We start from the raw sequence: 16,791 nt of genomic DNA on the forward strand, positions 1-16,791 counted from the left end.
GCGCCGCAATGGTTCTGGCGAAACGGCCGGAAAATATCTTCTCAACGCACGCAGGCTGATCACTTCGGTACAGCGAAGGTCGGATCGCGCGGCGGTGTGAAATTCAAGGCGGTGAAGGGCGCGCGGCCGAGCTACGCAAATTGCGAGCGCGGTGTCCCGGCCAGTTGGGACGGGCGCTCAGGCCGTTTGCGCGCGGTAGTCGCCCGGCGTCATGGACTCGGATGCATTGAAGAGGCGGTAGAACGTCGCAAGGCTCTCGAAGCCGCAGGCAAAGGCGACCTCGGCGATCGTTTGCCTCGGCTGCTCGCGGAGCAGGCGGCGGCTCTGCTCGAGCCGGAGCGCGGTGACGGTCTCCGAGAAGCTCATCTCGGTCCCCTCGAACAGGATGTGCAGGTGACGCACCGAGATGCCGAGCAGGCCGGCAATCAGGGTTGGCGACAGCGCCGCACGCGCTAGATGGCGCCGGATCAGGCGGCGGGCCAGCGACAAATGGGCGGTTCGCAAGGCCTGCTGCGCGAGTCGGCTCTTCGGCCGCATGATGCCGCGCTCGATCAGCGCGATATGGGCCAGCGCGTGCACCGTCGGAGCCGTGCCCGCCGCAGCGATGGCATCGCTGCTTTCGATGAGGTCGCGGAAGCATGACTCCAGCAGGGTCCGCAGCGCGGTCTCATCCTGCACGGGCCTGGGGACGAGTTCGCCGAGCTCGGCGCCCGGCGGGACGATGTTCGCCACCGGGACCTTGATGATGCGCAGGTGGAAGCCGTCGTCGTGCAGGGGGACCGTGCGATAGGGCAGGTCCGAATAGCTGGTCGCGAACATGCCATCGCGGACCGCGAATTCATCGAGCCGCGCGCCGCCGAACCAGCCGCCGCCGCCAAGCTGCTGGTAGATGCACAGGCTGTCGCTGGCCGCGTCGGCGATGTCGCCCGTGCGCCGCTCGACGCGGTACGGCGAGGCGCGCAGCTCGACCAGCCCGGCATCGCCGAGCTTGCGCAGCGAGAACTCGCCGAAGAAGTCGCGGCGCCGGTCGGCTTCCAGCTCGGCGGTGACGCCGAACAGCCCCTTGGCGCGGACCTCGCGCCAATAGTCGAAGCGATCCTTGGGATCGACCTGATCAGTAGACCATGTGTGCACGGAAAAGCCGTTGCGACGTGCGGAGAGCTCGAGCCGGATGGAAACACGAATCTATCACGCGGGCCGTAAAAAGAAACTTGACCTAAGACGGATCGGCCCCCTCATTTCGGCCTGGCGTGGCCGGCCGCAACGGCCGTCCGCGGCCGGCCTTGAACCGGCCAAGCGGCTGGTCCGACTATCAGGCGGCGGTCGTACGGGCGGCGCATTTGTCGTGCAGGCGGGAAAACGGGATGAAGAGCTGGCTTTCGAGACTTTCGGCGATCCTTTGGGCAGTTGCATTTGTCGCATCGGCCGCACCCGCCCAGGCCGAAAAGCGCGTCGCGCTGGTGATCGGCAACAATGACTACAGGAACGTGCCCAGGCTGCAGAAGGCGGTCAACGACGCCCGCACCATGGGCGACACGCTGAAGCAGCTCGGCTTCAGCGTCATGGTGGCCGAGAACGTCAATCGGCAGGCGTTCTCCGAAACGCTGCTCGCGTTCGACCGTGCCGTGGAACCCGGCGATACCGCGTTCTTCTTCTATGCCGGTCACGGCTTCGAGATCGCCGGCCAGAATTTCCTGCTGCCGACCGACGTCCCGGCCGCCACCGAAGGGCAGGAGGAATTGGTGCGCGACGCCTCTGTTCTCGCCGACCGCATCGTCGAGCGCTTGCAGAACAAGAAGGCGCGGACCTCGATCCTGGTGTTCGATGCCTGCCGCAACAATCCGTTCGAGCGCGCCGGCACACGCGCGGTCGCCGGCGGCGGTGGCCTCGCGCCGATGACGCAGCTGCCGGAGGGCGTGTTCTCGGTGTTCTCGGCGGGGCCGCGCCAGACCGCGCTCGACCGTCTTTCGAACGATGACGCCAATCCCAATTCGGTATTCACGCGGACCTTCGCCAGGGAGCTGCTGCAGCCCGGCGAGAATCTCGTGCAGGTCGCGCAGCGCACGCGGCGCCTGGTCAGCGAGATGGCCGAGACCGTGAAGCACAAGCAGATCCCGGTCTATTTCGACCAGATGGTCGACGACGTCTTCCTGAACGGGATCGCCAAGGGGCAGGCCGAGGCGGCCAAGCCGTCCGCGCCGCCGCAGCAGGTGGCCGCGCTGCCGCCGGTCGCGGTGCCGAAGCTGCCGAAGGAGGATTCAATCAACGCGCCGATCGCGAGCTTCTCGCGGCACAATGGCGGCTGGACCGTGGTGTTCTCGATCGCCGATCCGACGCTCGGGATTTCCTGGCGGATCGGCGACAGCGGCGATTTCCGCGAAACCGGCTTCATCGACACGCTCGATCCGCGCACGCGCAAGCGGATGCCCAATCCGTCGGTCGAGCTGCCGGCCGATGCGCCGGCCACCACGATCGAGATTCGCTATGTCGATACGCAAGGCACGATGCAGGGGCCGTTCCCGATCAAGTTCGATCCCGACGCCGCGCTGATCCGCGACCAGCGCAAGATCCTCGACATGACCGCGACCAGCTGGCTGTCGTTCCGCGAATTCAACGGGCTGCTGGTCTACTATACGCACCTGATGTCGTATCGCTGCGCGATCCGCGAGGTGCGCATCGGCATCGACACCGCGGTGCCGGACAAGGTCCTGAAGATGCCACCCTGCAATTCGCGCGATCCCAGCGCGATCCCGTCCGACGCGCAGCCCTATCTGAAGCTGGCGCCGCAGACCAAGGCGGTCTCGGTCGAGCTGACCTATCGCGACGGCAGCGTGTCGGAAATCAAGACCTTCAGGCGATAGCCTTGCATCCTTGCCGCCAGATCCGCGTTACAATCGGGTCCTGAAGGGCGAGGCAGCGGTGAGGACGGCATCATGGATGCAGGCAATCCGGCAGAGCCGGACACGCGTCAGATCAGGGTCCGCTGCTGCGTGGTCGGCGGCGGGCCGGCCGGCATGATGCTTGGCTATCTGCTCGGACGCGCCGGGGTCGATGTCGTGGTGCTGGAGAAGCACGCCGACTTCTTCCGCGACTTCCGCGGCGACACCGTGCATCCGTCGACCCTGCAGGTGATGGACGAGCTCGGCCTGATCGACGGCTTCCTGAAGCTGCCGCATCGGGACATTCAGACGCTCGACGGCATGTTCGGCGGCACCTCGGTGCGGATCGCCGACCTCCGTCGCCTCAGCGTCAAATATCCCTTCATCGCGATGATGCCGCAGTGGGACTTCCTCAATTTCCTGCGCGAGAGCGGCAGTCGCTTCCCTTCGCTGAAGGTGCTGATGAAGGCCGAGGCGACCGATCTGATCCGGCGGGGCGATGCTGTCGCGGGCGTGCGCGCGAACACGCCCGATGGCCCGGTCGAGATAGAAGCGGATCTCACCATCGGCTGCGACGGACGTCATTCGATCGTGCGCGAGCGCGCCGGCCTCGACGTCGAGGAGATCGGCGCGCCGATGGACGTGTTGTGGTTTCGCGTCGGGCGGCGTCCGGATGAGACCGAGAATTTGTTCGCCCGCGTCGAGCACGGCAAGATGATGGTGACGTTCGATCGCGGCGACTACTGGCAATGTGCCTATGTGATCGCCAAGGGCCAATACAAGGCCGTGAAGGCGAGGGGATTGCCGGCGCTGCTCGACGACGTGCTGCACCTGGCGCCGATCCTCAAGGCCGGCATTGCCGACGTGAAGAGCTTTGACGACGTCAAGCTGCTCACGGTTGCGATCAATCGCCTGACACGCTGGACCCGTCCCGGCCTGCTCTGCATCGGCGACGCCGCGCATGCGATGTCGCCGATCGGCGGCGTCGGCGTCAACCTCGCGGTGCAGGATGCCGTCGCGACCGCCAACATCCTGGCGGCGAAGCTCGTTCACGGCGTGCCGTCGGAAGACGAGCTCGATGCGGTGCGGCGACGCCGCGAATTCCCGGTGCGCGTGACGCAGCGCATGCAGGTGATTGCGCAGAACAACATCATCAGCGCGGCGCTGAAGGCGGGCGATCAGCCGGTGCCGTTGGCGCTGCGGTTGATCACGGCAATGCCCTGGCTGCAGGGTCTCACCGCACGTCTGGTCGCCGTCGGGGTGCGGCCCGAGCACGTGCATTCGCCGGCCGCGGGCTGAACTGCGCGTCGCGCGACCGGAAGAGTGCTCGTGTTTTCAGGCCATCACCGAATAGCCGCCGTCGACGGGGATCGCGGTGCCGGTGACGAAGTCCGACGCCGGTGAGGCCAGGAACACGGCGATGCCTGCGAAGTCGTCGATCGCCCCCCAGCGTGCCGCCGGCGTGCGCGCAAGCACACGCTCGTGCAGCCCGGCCACCTGCTGGCGCGCGCCTTTGGTCAGGTCGGTATCGATCCAGCCGGGCAGGATGGCGTTGACCTGGATGTTGTCGGGAGCCCAGGCGTTGGCGCAGGCGCGGGTGTACTGCACGATGCCGCCCTTGCTCGCGGCGTAGGCCGCAGCGAAGCTCGCACCGAAGATCGACATCATCGAGCCGATGTTGATGATCTTGCCGTGGCCCGACGCCTTGAGCGCGGGATAGGCCGCCTTCGAGCACATGAACGCGCTGGTGAGGTTGGTATCGATCACCTTGCTCCATTCCTCCAGCTCGAACTCGTGCGGAGGCTTGCGGATGCTCATGCCGGCGTTGTTGACGAGAATGTCGATCCGGCCGAGCTCGCGAACGACCCGTTCGACCATGGCCGCGACGGCGGCCTTGTCGGTCACGTCGGTTGCCACCGCGATCGCCTTGGCGCCGCGCTTGCCGAGATCCTCGACGGCAGCCTTCGACTTCGCCTCGTTGCGGCCGACCACAGCAACCGCCGCGCCGGCGTCCGCCAGGCCGCGCGCCATGCCAAGCCCGATGCCGCCATTGCCGCCGGTGACGATGGCGACCCGGCCCGAGAGATCAAACTGTCCGTTTTTCATTGTTGTTGTCCGCTGAGGTTTGAACCGGGCGCGAGAGTGCCCGATCGTCACGGCGCTGACCAGATCGGCCACAGCCGGTCCGCCCTGCGCCGGCGGGCCTGCGCGTGAGGCGATTTCCAGGACATTGCGCAACAAAAAAGCCCCGGACAATGCCGGGGCTTTTGCTCTGCTATTTCAGCAGGGATCAGTGCGCAGCTCAGTACTTGGCGACAACCGGACCGGTCCAGTTGAAGCGGTAGACCAGCGAGGTGCTGATGGTCTGGACAAGCGGCTTGAAGGTGATGTCGCGGCCGTTCGAGATGTTGGTGCCGTCGACCAGCTCCGAGATGTTCTTGTTGTCGTAGTAAGCGGCGCGATACTCGGTCTTCATGAACCAGCCCGGCGCGGTGATGCCGAAGATGTTCAGGTTGTTCTCGACGCCGCCGCCGACGAACCAGCCGCCGCGATCGAAGTCGTTGGTGTGCAGACCCGAGGGAAGCGCGGTCGCGGTGTTGAACAGCGTGGTGCCCTTCCAGTGCGAGCTGGAGTAACCGGCGTTGACGTAGGACAGGACGTTCGGCGCGATCAGGTAGCCGAGGCGCGCACCAGCCGCCCAGCTGTAGTCGTTCTTGATGTTGCCGGCGACGAACGGACCCTGATCCTGGATGGTGCCCTTCAGGCTGCCGAACTGACCGTCGGCGAACACGCCGATGACCCAGCTGTTGGCGGTCTGCCAGTCGTAACCGGCACCGACGGTGCCGTACCAGCCATCGCCGCCCTGGCGCTGGTTGAAGCCGAGGATCGGCGCACCCGTGACGGTCGACTGGACGCCCGTGTCAGCATCCCAGACGCCGCCGCCGCCACCGCCGAAGATGTAGAAGCCGGTCCAGCTCGGAGCGACCGGAACCGGGGCAGGAGCCTTGGTGTAGGGGCGGGCGGCCAGATCAGCAGCCGACGCCGATGCCGTCATCGCAGCAACCGCGGTCAGAGCGAGCAAAATCTTCTTCATATCCAAATCCTCGACTTAGCGTTCGATCAGGTCGCTCAGGGGTGTGCGCTGGCACCGATTCCCGAAACTCATGGTCGAACTATACGTGGTTCCGCCGGAAATGCTGTTGCTGGTGAGACACAACCGGCCGAAAACGAAGCCGCCGGGGCTCTCCGAAAGGGCGAATGACAACGGCCGCCCCCAATCTGGAGGCGGCCGGAAACTCATTTCAGATCAATCGGTTGGGCCTAGACGTCGAGCAGGTCGTCGCTGGCGAATTCGGCCTTGTCGGAGATGAAGGCAAAGCGGGCTTCGGCCTTGGTTCCCATCAGCCGTTCGACCGAGTCGGCGGTGCCCTCGCGATCGTCGGCCAGCAGCACCACGCGCAGCAGCGTGCGCTTGGCCGGATCCATCGTGGTTTCCTTCAGCTGCGCCGGCATCATCTCGCCGAGGCCTTTGAAGCGATTCACCTCGACCTTGGCGTTGGCGTTGAACTCGCTCTTCAGCAGCTCGTCCTTGTGCGCGTCGTCGCGGGCGTAGATCGACTTGGTGCCGTGCTTCAGCTTGTAGAGCGGCGGAACCGCCAGGTAGAGATGCCCTTCGTCGATCAGCCGCGGCATCTGCCGGTAGAAGAAGGTGATCAGGAGCGATGCGATGTGCGCGCCGTCGACATCGGCGTCGGTCATGATGATGATGCGCTGGTAGCGCAGATCCTCTTCGCGGTAATGCGCGAGCGTGCCGCAGCCGATCGCCTGCACGAGGTCGGAGAGCTGCGCGTTGGCTGTCAGCTTGTCCTTGCCGGCGGAGGCGACGTTGAGGATTTTTCCGCGCAGCGGAAGCACGGCCTGCGTCTTGCGGTCGCGCGCCTGCTTGGCGCTGCCGCCGGCCGAGTCACCTTCAACGATGAAGAGCTCGGAACCTTCGGTGCCGGCGTCGGAGCAATCGGCGAGCTTGCCGGGCAGACGCAGTTTCTTGCCGGCGGTCTTGCGCGCGGTCTCCTTTTCCTGGCGGCGGCGAAGCCGCTCCTCGGCACGATCGATCACGAAGTCGAGCAGCCGGTTGGCCTGGTTCGGATTGCCTGACAACCAGTGGTCGAACGGGTCCTTCATCGCCTGTTCGACGATGCGCTGCGCTTCGGCGGTGGCGAGCCGGTCTTTCGTTTGGCCCTGGAATTCAGGCTCGCGCATGAACACCGAGAGCATCACGGCCGCGCCCACCATCACGTCTTCCGAGGTGATGGAGGCTGCGCGCTTGCCCTGGCCGGCGCGTTCGGCGTGATCTTTCAGGCCGCGCAGCAGTGCACTGCGCAGGCCGGATTCATGCGTGCCGCCGTCGGGCGTCGGCACCGTGTTGGTGTAGGACGACAGGAAGCCGTCGGCATCGGCAGTCCAGGCCACCGCCCATTCGCAGGCGCCATGGGCGCCGCTGCGGCCGGATTTGCCGGAGAAGATATCCTGATGCACCAGCGTGTCGGCGTGGATCGCCGCGGCGAGATAATCTTTCAGGCCGCCGGGGAAGTGGAATTTGGCTTCCGCCGGGACGTCCTCGACGCCCTTCAATAGCTCCTGGTCGCAGTGCCAGCGAATCTCGACGCCGCCGAACAGATAGGCCTTCGAGCGCGTCATCTTGAACAGACGCTGCGGCTTGAACGCCGCCTTGGCGCCGAAGATGTCGGTGTCCGGCTTGAAGCGGATGCGCGTGCCGCGGCGGTTGTTGACCTTGCCGAGGTCTTCGAGCTTGCCCTTGGGATGGCCGCGCTCGAAGGTCATGCGATGCAACTGCCCGCTGCGCGCAACCTCGACCTCGAGCCGCGAGGAGAGGGCGTTGACCACGGAGACACCGACACCGTGCAGGCCGCCCGAGGTCTCGTAGACCTTGGAGTCGAACTTGCCGCCCGAATGCAGCGTGCACATGATGACTTCGAGCGCCGACTTCTTCGGGAATTTCGGATGCGGGTCGACCGGAATACCGCGGCCATTGTCGGTCACGGTCAGGAAGCCGTCGGCGGTCAGCTCCACGTCGATGAAGGTGGCGTGGCCGGCCAGCGCCTCGTCCATGCAGTTGTCGATGACCTCGGCGAACAGGTGATGCAGGGCCTTCTCGTCGGTGCCGCCGATATACATGCCGGGGCGCCGGCGGACCGGTTCCAGCCCCTCCAGCACCTCGATGTCAGCCGCCGTATAGCCGGCTTCGGCGCCTCCAGCGGATCGCGAAGCAGCCTTCGCCGGGGCGCGTCCCTTCGGTTCCGGGGCTCCGAACAGATCGTCGGCGGATTTGCTTTTGGCGTTCGACTTCAATGATTTGGCCATGGTTCTTCAAGTGGCGCGCCGGTCACGGCGCGGCGAATCGGTTGCTCTGACTATGCCACGGATGGGCTGCCAATGGGGACGGCCGCGCCCTGTAGCCGGCCATCCCCATAGATAGGAGACCGCCATTACGCCCGCGAGGTGCGGAATACAACGACCGTGAACAGGGCCATGGCGACGACCACCATCAGCGATCCCACGATCGGTGCCGCCTCGAACGAGGGCCCCTTGAGCAGCACGGCGGCCACGCCGGCCGGAAACAGGACGCCGCCGACGATGTGCAGCCAGCCCTGGATCCTGGCGAGCAGCATGCTGCCCGCTTCCGGCACCAGCCGGTAGTAGAGGCCGAACAGGAACAGCAGCACGCCGCCGACCAGATTGAGATGCGCATGCGCCGGTCCCAACGTGAAGTCGTGCTGGATACCCATGGCGATGCCCGCGAGCATTCCGAACAGCAGGACGAGAACGCTCACGCACATCATCAGCGATCCGATCATCCAGTAATTCCTTTTTCTTGTGAGGGAGATGCCAACCTGGACCTCAGGGGCCTTACGGGAAATCACGCTCGATCCCCGCCTTTGTGACTTGATGTCACGCAATCGGCTGGCTTACCTGTTCTTAGGCTGCGTGCCGCTAGAAAGGTTCATTCGAGGTTCAACGGAGCGGGAAGGCACACGACGAGATGGAAGACCTTGCGCGGGCCCTGGCCGAATTCGTGCGGCACCATCAGGCCTGGGCCGCTCCGATCGTCATGCTGCTGGCGTTCGCTGAATCGCTCGCCTTTATTTCATTGCTGGTTCCAGCCTGGGGCGCGCTGGTCGCGATCGGCGCCCTGATCGGCGTCAGCGGGATCAGCTTCTGGCCGATCTGGATCGCGGGCGGCGTCGGCGCCGCACTCGGCGACTGGCTCTCATACTGGTTCGGCTATCGCTACAAGGAGCAGGTCGCGCAGATGTGGCCACTGTCGCGCTACCCGGAGATCCTGCCGCGCGGCGAGGCCTTCGTGAAGAGCTGGGGCGTGCCCAGCATCTTCATCGGCCGCTTCTTCGGTCCACTGCGCGCCTCGGTGCCGCTTGCGGCCGGCATTTTCGAGATGTCGTACTGGCAATTCCAGATCGCCAATTTCGTCTCCGCCCTGGTCTGGTCGGCGGCGCTGCTGCTGTTCGGCGACGTCATCGCGCATGCCATCGAGTGGATCTGGCGGGTGGTGTAGCAAGCTCCGGAATAAGGCCGTCGGGCAGGGGTTAGGCGGGAGGACAACCGCTCGCGCCGCCGTCATCGCGCGAGCATCGAAACGCTGATACAACCGCGCTCACCAAGCGCGAATTCACCGGGCGCCGTTTCACTGGGAGGACAACACATGGAATTGACACGACGTCACGCTCTCGCCGGCGCTGCCGGCATCGCCGCTGCACCGTTGCTATCGGCCGTTCCTGCGGCTGCCGCAGCGCCCGCGGCCGACAAGCAGGCACCGAGCTTCTACCGCTACAAGGTCGGTGACATCCTCGTCACCGTGGTGTCCGACGGCAAGAACGTCTTCAAGCTCGAAGACTCCTTCATCCCCAATGCGAAGCGGGACGACGTCAACGCGGCGCTGGAGAAGGCGTTCATGCCGCGCGACATGATGACGATCTGGTTCGCGCCGCTGGTGCTCAACACCGGCGGCAAGCTGGTGGTGATCGACACCGGCAATGGCGCGCTGGCGAAGGCCAGCACGAAGGGCGCCAATGGCCTGTTCGCCGACAATTTCGTCGCCGCCGGCTTCGATCCCAAGAATGTCGACATGGTCGTGATCTCGCACTTCCACGGCGACCACGTGAACGGCCTCTTGACCGCCGAAGGCACGCCGGCATTCCCGAATGCCGAGGTGCTGGTGCCGGCGACCGAGTGGAAGTTCTGGATGGACGACGGCGAGATGAGCCGGGCGCCGGCCGGCCGCATGCAGGGCCTGTTCAAGAACAACCGCAATATCTTCGAGGCCGGCCTGAAGAAGAAGGTCACGCCCTACGAGTGGGGCAAGGAGATCGCGCCGGGCCTGACCTCGGTCGAGACCGTCGGCCACACGCCGGGCCACACCTCCTACGTGCTGGCCTCGGGCCCGGACAAGGTCTTCATCCAGTCCGACGTCACCAACAATCCGAACCTGTTCGCGACCAACCCCGGCTGGCATGCGTTCTTCGACCAGGACGGCGACGTGGCGGAGAAGACCCGCCGCCGCATCTACGACATGGTGGTTGCCGAGCGGCTCCAGGTGCAGGGCTTCCACTATCCGTTCCCTGGCCTCGGCCATGTGGTGAAGGACGGCAGCGGCTATCGCGTCGTGCCGGCACCGTGGAATCCGGCGATCTGAACGGTTTTTCTTGACGTCAAGGGGGGCGCGGCCTTATAGCCGCGCCCATGATCAACGCCGCGACCATCATCATTGCCCGCCGCCGCCGCATCATCGCGGTATGGGCGGTCGCTCGCGTTTAAGACCATCGCCTCTGCCGCCGGACCTGATCCCGCGGCGCTCTCCTGAAAAAGACACGCGGTTCGATCTGGCGGCTCCTTCGTCATGCAGGAGCATCGATCATGTATACGCCACCGCCCTTCAGGCCTGACCGCGCCGCGAGCCTTGCCTTCGCGGAAGCGCGCGGTTTCGGCATCGCCTGCGCGTGGGACGGCGGCAAGCCGATCGCCTCGGCGCTGCCGTTCTATCTGACCTATGCCGCTGACGGCACGCCGCGGGCGTTGTTTCATGTCGCCCGTCATAATCCGCTGATAAAGCTGGCGGGTGGCACGTCCTGGCTGCTGGCCGTCACCGGCGCCGACGCCTATGTTTCGCCGGACTGGTACGTGTCACCCGATCAGGTGCCGACCTGGCTCTATCAGGCGGTGCATCTGACCGGGCCGGTGCGGAGGTTGTCGGATGAGGAGCTTGCCGTTCAGATCGACGCACTGAGCGCCAAGTTCGAGGACCGGCTACTGCCGAAAAAGCCGTGGGTGTCGGGCAAGATGACCGCCGCGCGGCTGGAAGCAATGAAGAAGGCCATCGTGGGCCTCGAGATGATGGTGGAAGAGGTGGAGGGCAGCTTCAAGCTGAACCAGCACAAGTCCGAAACCGATTTCGCGGCGGTCGGCAACACGCTCGCATTGCAGGCCGAAGCCGGTGCCCGGCGCATCGCGGCTGTGATGCGCGAGGTGCGCCCGCAGGCTTTCGCGATGATACAGGCCGAGACGACTGCGCTTCCGAGGAGCGAGTAATGACGAAGAAGAAAATCGGAATCTTGGGCGCGTCCGGCTACACTGGCGCCGACGCGGTGCGCCTGTTGGCGCGGCACCCGAACGCCGAAATCACCGCGCTTACCGCCAACACCCATGCCGGCAAGGCGATGAGCGAGGTGTTTCCTCACTTCTTCATGCTCCACCTGCCAAAACTCGTGGAATGGGAAAAGGTCGACTGGACTCGGCTCGATGCCGTGTTCTGCGGACTGCCGCACGGGACGACGCAAGAGATCATCGCCGCGGTGCTGAAGACCAATCCCGGAATCAAGATCCTCGATATGTCCGCGGATTTCCGGCTGCGCGACAAGGACAGCTACGCGCAATGGTACGGCCATGAGCACCGCGCGCTCGAATTGCAGGACGAGGCCGTCTATGGGCTGACCGAGCTCTACCGGGAGAAGGTCACGGCCGCGCGGCTGGTGGCCTGTCCCGGCTGCTATCCGACGGCTGTGCTGCTGGCGCTTGTTCCGCTGGCGAAGGCAAAGCTGATTGACGTCGACGACATTATCATCGACGCAAAGTCGGGCGTCACCGGCGCCGGACGCGGACTGAAGCAGAACACGCTGTTCAGCGAGGCCGGCGAGGGGTTGTCGCCCTATTCGATCGGAAGCCATCGACACTCGGCGGAGATCGAGCAGGAGATCGGCGCGGCCGCTGGCTCGGCTGTGACCGTGAACTTCACCCCGCATCTCATTCCGATGGCGCGGGGTGAGTTCTGCACATCCTATGTCAAGCTCAATGGGGCTACGCCGGACGATTTGCGCGCCGAGCTGGAAAGGGCCTACGCCAACGAGCCGTTCGTATATGTGACGAAGAAGGGTGTGCTGCCACAGACGCAGAACGTGCGTGGCTCGAATTACGTTCAGATCGGCGTCGTCGCCGACCGGATCAAGAACCGCGCCATCGTGCTCTCGACGCTCGATAACCTCGTGAAGGGTTCGGCCGGACAGGCGATCCAGAACATGAACCTGATGTTCGGCTTGCCTGAAACCACCGGACTGGAGCAGATCGCGCTGTTTCCATGAGCAGGGGTTGTTGTCGTGGGCGGGGGTGCGCTCAATCTAAGGACAACTGCCCATCCCCGTTGGCGGCGCAGGCGCGGCCAGATGTGTTAAACGAAACGAACGAGCTCGAAAGGACCATGCCATGACCGTCACCGACACCAACCAGCCGAAAACCAGGAGCGGTGCGACCAAGGCCACCGTGTTCGTCGATGGCGCGTCCGGCACGACCGGCCTCGGCATCCAGGAGCGGCTGCTCTCGATCGGCGACGTTGCGGTGAAGCACATCGCCGAGGACAAGCGGAAGGACGCCGGCGCCAAGCGCGCGCTGATGGAGGAGGTGGATCTCGTGATCCTCTGCCTGCCTGACGAGGCCGCCAAGGAGACCGTGGCGCTGATCGACACCATGGGCAATGCCGCGCCGAAAGTGCTCGACGCCTCGACGGCCTATCGCGTTGCGCCCGACTGGGCCTACGGTTTCCCCGAGCTCGCGCCCGACCAGGCCGACAAGATCCGTACCGCGAAGAAGGTCTCCAATCCGGGCTGCTATCCGACCGGCGCGATCGCGCTGTTGCGGCCGATCGTCGATGCCGGCCTGCTGCCGGCGGATTATCCCGTCACCGTCAACGCGGTGAGCGGCTATTCGGGCGGCGGCAAGTCGATGATCGCCAGCTTCGAGGACGGCTCGGCGCCGGCCTTCGAACTCTACGGCCTCGGCTTCGAGCACAAGCACGTGCCGGAGATGCAGCTCTACTCGCATCTGACGCGAAGGCCGATCTTCATCCCGTCGGTCGGCAACTACCGGCAGGGCATGCTGGTCTCGGTGCCGCTGCAACTCGACGCGCTGCCGGGCAAGCCTGATGGTGCCGATCTGCAGGCCGCTCTGGCGAAATGGTACGCCGGCAGCAAATATGTCTCGGTGATGCCGCTGCAGAACGAGGCCGCCAAGGGCGGGCGGCTCGAGCCCGAGGCGCTCAACGAGACCAACCAGCTCGAGCTCTATGTCTTCGCCAGCGACAAGCACCACCAGGCGGTGCTGGTCGCGCGGCTCGACAATCTGGGCAAGGGCGCCTCGGGTGCCGCGGTTCAGAACATGCGGCTGATGCTCGGGCTGTCCGACAGCTGACGGCGGCGCGGATCGTGGACGACGCCACGCTGCAATTCTATCGGCGCAATGCCGAGGCCTATGCCGGGTGGGCGAAAGCCCCGTCCACCCGGCTGATCGGCTTTCTGAAGCTGCTGCCGCCGGGCGGCGCGATCCTCGAACTCGGCTGCGGCGCCGGCAATCATGCCGCTGTCATGCTCGCCGAAGGCTTTGTGCTGCGTGCGACCGACGGGTCGCCCGAGATGGCCGAGGTCGCGGCGCGCCGCATCAATCATCCCGTCGAGGCGATGCTGTTCGATGAGCTCGAGGACCGCGAAGCCTATGACGGCGTCTGGGCCAGCGCGTGCCTGCTGCACGTGCCGCGCGACGAATTGGCCGGTATCATCGGCCGCATCCATCGGGCGCTGAAACCCGGCGGCGTTTTCTATGCAAGCTACAAGATCGGCCATGGCGATGGCCGCGACAGCATCGGCCGCTACTACAATTATCCCGCGGCGGACTGGCTCGCTGCGACCTACGCCGCGTCAGGGGCGTGGACGCAAGTCTCGTCCGACACCAGCGAGATCAAGAGCTTTGACGAGGCGCCCGCGACGATGCTGCACATCGTGGTGCGGAGGAGCGGGTAGTTGATGCCGCGCCGGCGCGGCTGTCGCCGCAACCGGCGGGAATATCTGGATCAGAGAACCTTGAAGATCGCGAGCGCCAGTACGGCCTGGGCAAGGAAGCCGACCGTGAAAGCCAGGGTGCGGAACACCGGCAGGCCGAGCGTGTAGACGACAACATGCGCGACGCGGGCCCAGAAGTAGACGGCGCAGGCCAGCACGGTCCATTTGGTGGAATAGTCGGCGGCGTTGAGGATCAACACCAGCGGCGCGAAGATCACGAGGTTCTCGACCGCGTTGTCGTGGGCGAACATCAGCCGGTTGGCCCATTCGGCGTGCGGCTTGTCGCCACGCGAGGGATTGCCCATGGCGCCGGACAGGCCGCGCACCTGGCAGCGGTTGATGATGTAGGGGATCCACAACAGCCCGGTCAGGATCACCGTCAGCGACAGCCAGAACAGTTCGCGCGTCATCGTCTCCCCCTCACGTGAATTCGATTCCCGACCGTCGGGACCGCCTGTTTATAGCTGAGCGGAAGAACTCGCGCTACGCGCGGACGCGGACATAGCTGCCTGGAGCGTCCTCGAGCACCGACGCCCCGTTCGCGCCCACAATGCGCGCCGGGACCGTCTCCGGATCATGGCTCTCCAGCCAGCCGCGCCAGTCGGGCCACCACGATCCCTTGTGTTCCTCGGCGCCCTTCAGCCAATCGGCGAGCTTGATGTCCTTGATGTTGTCGTTGGTCCAGTACTGGTACTTCTTCGAGGCGGGCGGATTGACCACGCCGGCGATGTGGCCGGAGCCGGACAGCACATATTTCACCGGGCCGCCGAAGAACTGCGAGCCGTAGAGCACCGATTCTGCCGGCGCGATGTGGTCCTCGCGTGCCGCGAGGTTGTAGACCGGCACCTTCACCTTCGACAGATCGAGCAGCGTGTTGTCGAGCACCATCGTGCCGGTCGACAGCCGGTTCTCCAGATAGCAGTTGCGCAGGTAGTAGGAGTGGTTCGACGACGGCATCCGCGTCGCGTCCGAATTCCAGTGCAGCAGGTCGAACGAGGAGGGCGGCTGGCCCTTTAGATAATTGTTCACGACATACGACCAGATCAGGTCGTTGGAGCGCAGCATGTTGAAGGCCATCGCCATCTTGCTGCCTTCGAGCACGCCGGATTCCTGCATGTCGCGTTCCAGCGCCGAGATCTGGTCCTCGTCGACGAACACCAGCAGGTCGCCGGCGTGGGTGAAGTCGACCTGCGCGGCAAAGAACGTCGCCGACATCACGCGCTGGCGGCGCTTTTCGGCGAGATAGGCGAGCGTCGAGGCGAGCAGGGTGCCGCCGACGCAATAGCCGGCGGTGTGCACCTTCATCTCGCCGGTGACCTTCTCGATGACGTCCATCGCCGTCAGCGGGCCTTCGGTCATGTAGTCGGCCCAGGTCTTCTTGCCGAGCTCCTTGTCCGGATTGACCCAGGAGATCACGAACACCGTGATGCCCTGGTCGACGCACCATTTGACGTAGGATTTCTCAGGGCGCAGATCGAGGATGTAGAACTTGTTGATCCAGGGCGGCACGATCAGGAGCGGCGTGCGCAGCACCTTTTCGGTCGACGGCGAATACTGGATCAGCTGCATCAGCTCGTTCTGGAAGATCACCTTGCCCGGCGTCGTCGCCATGTTGACGCCGACCTCGAGATTGCTCGAATCGGACTGGCGGATCCGCAAGGTGCCGCGGCCGGCCTCGATGTCCTCGGCCAGCATCTTCATGCCGCGGACCAGATTGTCGCCATTGGTCTCGACCGTGGCGCGCAGCACTTCCGGATTGGTCAGCACGAAATTCGACGGCGCCAGCGCGTTGGTGATCTGCTGGACGTAGAATTCGGCCTTCTTGCGGGTGTGCGGATCGATTCCGTCGGCGTCGTGGACCAGCTGCTGCGCCCATTTCGCGGTCAGCAGATAGAGCTGGAGGATGAAGTCGAAGAACTGATTCGACTTCCACTCCGGATCCTGGAAGCGCTTGTCGCGCGGGGCCGGCGCGATCGCGGGCTTGGCATCGGCCTCGCCGGCCATGCGGCGCACCGCCGATCCCCAGAGATCGAGGTAGTCCTTGCCGAGCTGCATCTGCAGCGACGAGGCGCGCTCCTTGTCGGACAGCCAGTATTCGGCGATCACGCTGAAGGTCTTGATGACCTCACCGAGCTCATTCGGCGGCTTGTCGCGGACTTCTCCGGTCTGGCGCGGCTTGAGATAGGCTGCCAGCGCCTGGCCGCTGCTCTCCATCGCTCGCGCGATGTTCATGGCGAAGGCTTCGGCGTTGAATTTCGGGGCGGCCGGGGTGTCGGTACTAACGTTGCTCATCTGAGGTACAATATCGCGTCGTTTGGAGGGCGTCATCGCGCGGTGCGGCAATGAAAATCAGTCAAAATCCAATGTTTCGCCCTGTTGCGGTGCGTCAAAAAATCTTTGTTCTGACATATTGAAGCCTCAGGGGTCGCTTTTGGTGTTCTCGCTTTAAGCGTTTCGGGCGACAATGGTTTGAAACGCTAAAGTCGGAATTAACGCAG

General features: G+C 64.8%; 15 protein-coding genes. 8 read left to right on the forward strand and 7 right to left on the reverse strand.

Going from position 1 to position 16,791, the window contains the following annotated elements:
• Positions 1 to 177 precede the first annotated feature (177 nt).
• Positions 178 to 1,134, reverse strand: coding sequence for an AraC family transcriptional regulator (locus XI02_RS21085; protein WP_018271454.1), 957 nt, complete (start codon positions 1,132 to 1,134; stop codon positions 178 to 180).
• Positions 1,135 to 1,364: 230 nt separating this feature from the next.
• On the opposite strand from XI02_RS21085, the gene XI02_RS21090 reads away from it, so the two are divergent.
• Positions 1,365 to 2,861, forward strand: a complete 1,497-nt coding sequence (locus XI02_RS21090; RefSeq protein ID WP_172648052.1) for a caspase family protein — start codon at positions 1,365 to 1,367, stop codon at positions 2,859 to 2,861.
• Between the two features lie 72 nt (positions 2,862 to 2,933).
• Entirely contained in the window at positions 2,934 to 4,178 is a 1,245-nt protein-coding gene (locus XI02_RS21095) for an FAD-dependent oxidoreductase (RefSeq protein WP_172648051.1), read from the forward strand.
• A 36-nt stretch (positions 4,179 to 4,214) separates the two neighbouring features.
• Here XI02_RS21095 and XI02_RS21100 read toward each other — a convergent pair whose 3' ends face one another.
• The 4 genes from XI02_RS21100 to XI02_RS21115 all read right to left on the reverse strand — a co-directional run bounded on the left by XI02_RS21100 (position 4,215) and on the right by XI02_RS21115 (position 8,755).
• A complete protein-coding gene (locus XI02_RS21100; protein WP_172648050.1) occupies positions 4,215 to 4,985 on the reverse strand; it encodes a glucose 1-dehydrogenase in 771 nt (256 codons plus the stop codon).
• 196 nt (positions 4,986 to 5,181) lie between these two features.
• Positions 5,182 to 5,973 (reverse strand): outer membrane protein, encoded by a 792-nt coding sequence (locus XI02_RS21105; protein ID WP_038380069.1) that lies wholly within the window; start codon positions 5,971 to 5,973, stop codon positions 5,182 to 5,184.
• Between the two features lie 227 nt (positions 5,974 to 6,200).
• Positions 6,201 to 8,261 carry a DNA topoisomerase IV subunit B gene (parE, locus tag XI02_RS21110; protein ID WP_172648049.1) on the reverse strand — a complete coding sequence of 687 codons (2,061 nt, stop codon included), beginning with the start codon at positions 8,259 to 8,261 and terminating at the stop codon, positions 6,201 to 6,203.
• Positions 8,262 to 8,386: 125 nt separating this feature from the next.
• Positions 8,387 to 8,755, reverse strand: a complete 369-nt coding sequence (locus XI02_RS21115) for a hypothetical protein (RefSeq protein ID WP_172648048.1) — start codon at positions 8,753 to 8,755, stop codon at positions 8,387 to 8,389.
• A 185-nt stretch (positions 8,756 to 8,940) separates the two neighbouring features.
• Here XI02_RS21115 and XI02_RS21120 point away from each other — a divergent pair, with 185 nt between their 5' ends.
• The 6 genes from XI02_RS21120 to XI02_RS21145 all read left to right on the forward strand — a co-directional run bounded on the left by XI02_RS21120 (position 8,941) and on the right by XI02_RS21145 (position 14,254).
• Positions 8,941 to 9,471, forward strand: a complete 531-nt coding sequence (locus tag XI02_RS21120) for a DedA family protein (protein WP_069278444.1) — start codon at positions 8,941 to 8,943, stop codon at positions 9,469 to 9,471.
• Positions 9,472 to 9,618: 147 nt separating this feature from the next.
• The gene (locus XI02_RS21125) at positions 9,619 to 10,608 is read left to right on the forward strand and encodes an MBL fold metallo-hydrolase (protein ID WP_018271461.1); all 990 of its coding nucleotides are present in this window, start codon (positions 9,619 to 9,621) and stop codon (positions 10,606 to 10,608) included.
• Between the two features lie 221 nt (positions 10,609 to 10,829).
• Positions 10,830 to 11,501 (forward strand): FMN-binding negative transcriptional regulator, encoded by a 672-nt coding sequence (locus XI02_RS21130; RefSeq protein WP_172648047.1) that lies wholly within the window; start codon positions 10,830 to 10,832, stop codon positions 11,499 to 11,501.
• Positions 11,501 to 12,547 carry an N-acetyl-gamma-glutamyl-phosphate reductase gene (gene argC / locus XI02_RS21135; RefSeq protein ID WP_069278442.1) on the forward strand — a complete coding sequence of 349 codons (1,047 nt, stop codon included), beginning with the start codon at positions 11,501 to 11,503 and terminating at the stop codon, positions 12,545 to 12,547. Before XI02_RS21130 ends, argC (XI02_RS21135) begins: the two co-directional genes overlap by 1 nt.
• A 121-nt stretch (positions 12,548 to 12,668) precedes the next feature.
• Positions 12,669 to 13,649, forward strand: a complete 981-nt coding sequence (gene argC, locus XI02_RS21140) for an N-acetyl-gamma-glutamyl-phosphate reductase (protein ID WP_172648046.1) — start codon at positions 12,669 to 12,671, stop codon at positions 13,647 to 13,649.
• A 14-nt stretch (positions 13,650 to 13,663) separates the two neighbouring features.
• Positions 13,664 to 14,254, forward strand: coding sequence for a bifunctional 2-polyprenyl-6-hydroxyphenol methylase/3-demethylubiquinol 3-O-methyltransferase UbiG (locus tag XI02_RS21145; RefSeq protein WP_018271465.1), 591 nt, complete (start codon positions 13,664 to 13,666; stop codon positions 14,252 to 14,254).
• 50 nt (positions 14,255 to 14,304) lie between these two features.
• On the opposite strand, the gene XI02_RS21150 is transcribed toward XI02_RS21145, so the two are convergent.
• Together XI02_RS21150 and XI02_RS21155 are read right to left on the reverse strand one after the other, a co-directional pair.
• Entirely contained in the window at positions 14,305 to 14,703 is a 399-nt protein-coding gene (locus XI02_RS21150) for an MAPEG family protein (RefSeq protein ID WP_018271466.1), read from the reverse strand.
• Between the two features lie 73 nt (positions 14,704 to 14,776).
• Positions 14,777 to 16,585 carry an alpha/beta hydrolase gene (locus XI02_RS21155; protein ID WP_172648045.1) on the reverse strand — a complete coding sequence of 603 codons (1,809 nt, stop codon included), beginning with the start codon at positions 16,583 to 16,585 and terminating at the stop codon, positions 14,777 to 14,779.
• Between the last annotated feature and the right edge of the window lie 206 nt (positions 16,586 to 16,791).

This window comes from Bradyrhizobium sp. CCBAU 21365, assembly GCF_015291305.1.
GTDB lineage: Bacteria > Pseudomonadota > Alphaproteobacteria > Rhizobiales > Xanthobacteraceae > Bradyrhizobium > Bradyrhizobium elkanii.

Bases quoted from the DNA above. Each gene is read 5' to 3' on its own strand.
- XI02_RS21090 (WP_172648052.1), top strand. From the start codon at position 1,365: ATGAAGAGCTGGCTTTCGAGACTTTCGGCGATCCTTTGGGCAGTTGCA.
- XI02_RS21095 (WP_172648051.1), top strand. From the start codon at position 2,934: ATGGATGCAGGCAATCCGGCAGAGCCGGACACGCGTCAGATCAGGGTC.
- XI02_RS21100 (WP_172648050.1), bottom strand. From the start codon at position 4,985: ATGAAAAACGGACAGTTTGATCTCTCGGGCCGGGTCGCCATCGTCACC.
- XI02_RS21105 (WP_038380069.1), bottom strand. From the start codon at position 5,973: ATGAAGAAGATTTTGCTCGCTCTGACCGCGGTTGCTGCGATGACGGCA.
- parE (WP_172648049.1), bottom strand. From the start codon at position 8,261: ATGGCCAAATCATTGAAGTCGAACGCCAAAAGCAAATCCGCCGACGAT.
- XI02_RS21115 (WP_172648048.1), bottom strand. From the start codon at position 8,755: ATGATCGGATCGCTGATGATGTGCGTGAGCGTTCTCGTCCTGCTGTTC.
- XI02_RS21120 (WP_069278444.1), top strand. From the start codon at position 8,941: ATGGAAGACCTTGCGCGGGCCCTGGCCGAATTCGTGCGGCACCATCAG.
- XI02_RS21125 (WP_018271461.1), top strand. From the start codon at position 9,619: ATGGAATTGACACGACGTCACGCTCTCGCCGGCGCTGCCGGCATCGCC.
- XI02_RS21130 (WP_172648047.1), top strand. From the start codon at position 10,830: ATGTATACGCCACCGCCCTTCAGGCCTGACCGCGCCGCGAGCCTTGCC.
- argC (WP_069278442.1), top strand. From the start codon at position 11,501: ATGACGAAGAAGAAAATCGGAATCTTGGGCGCGTCCGGCTACACTGGC.
- argC (WP_172648046.1), top strand. From the start codon at position 12,669: ATGACCGTCACCGACACCAACCAGCCGAAAACCAGGAGCGGTGCGACC.
- XI02_RS21150 (WP_018271466.1), bottom strand. From the start codon at position 14,703: ATGACGCGCGAACTGTTCTGGCTGTCGCTGACGGTGATCCTGACCGGG.
- XI02_RS21155 (WP_172648045.1), bottom strand. From the start codon at position 16,585: ATGAGCAACGTTAGTACCGACACCCCGGCCGCCCCGAAATTCAACGCC.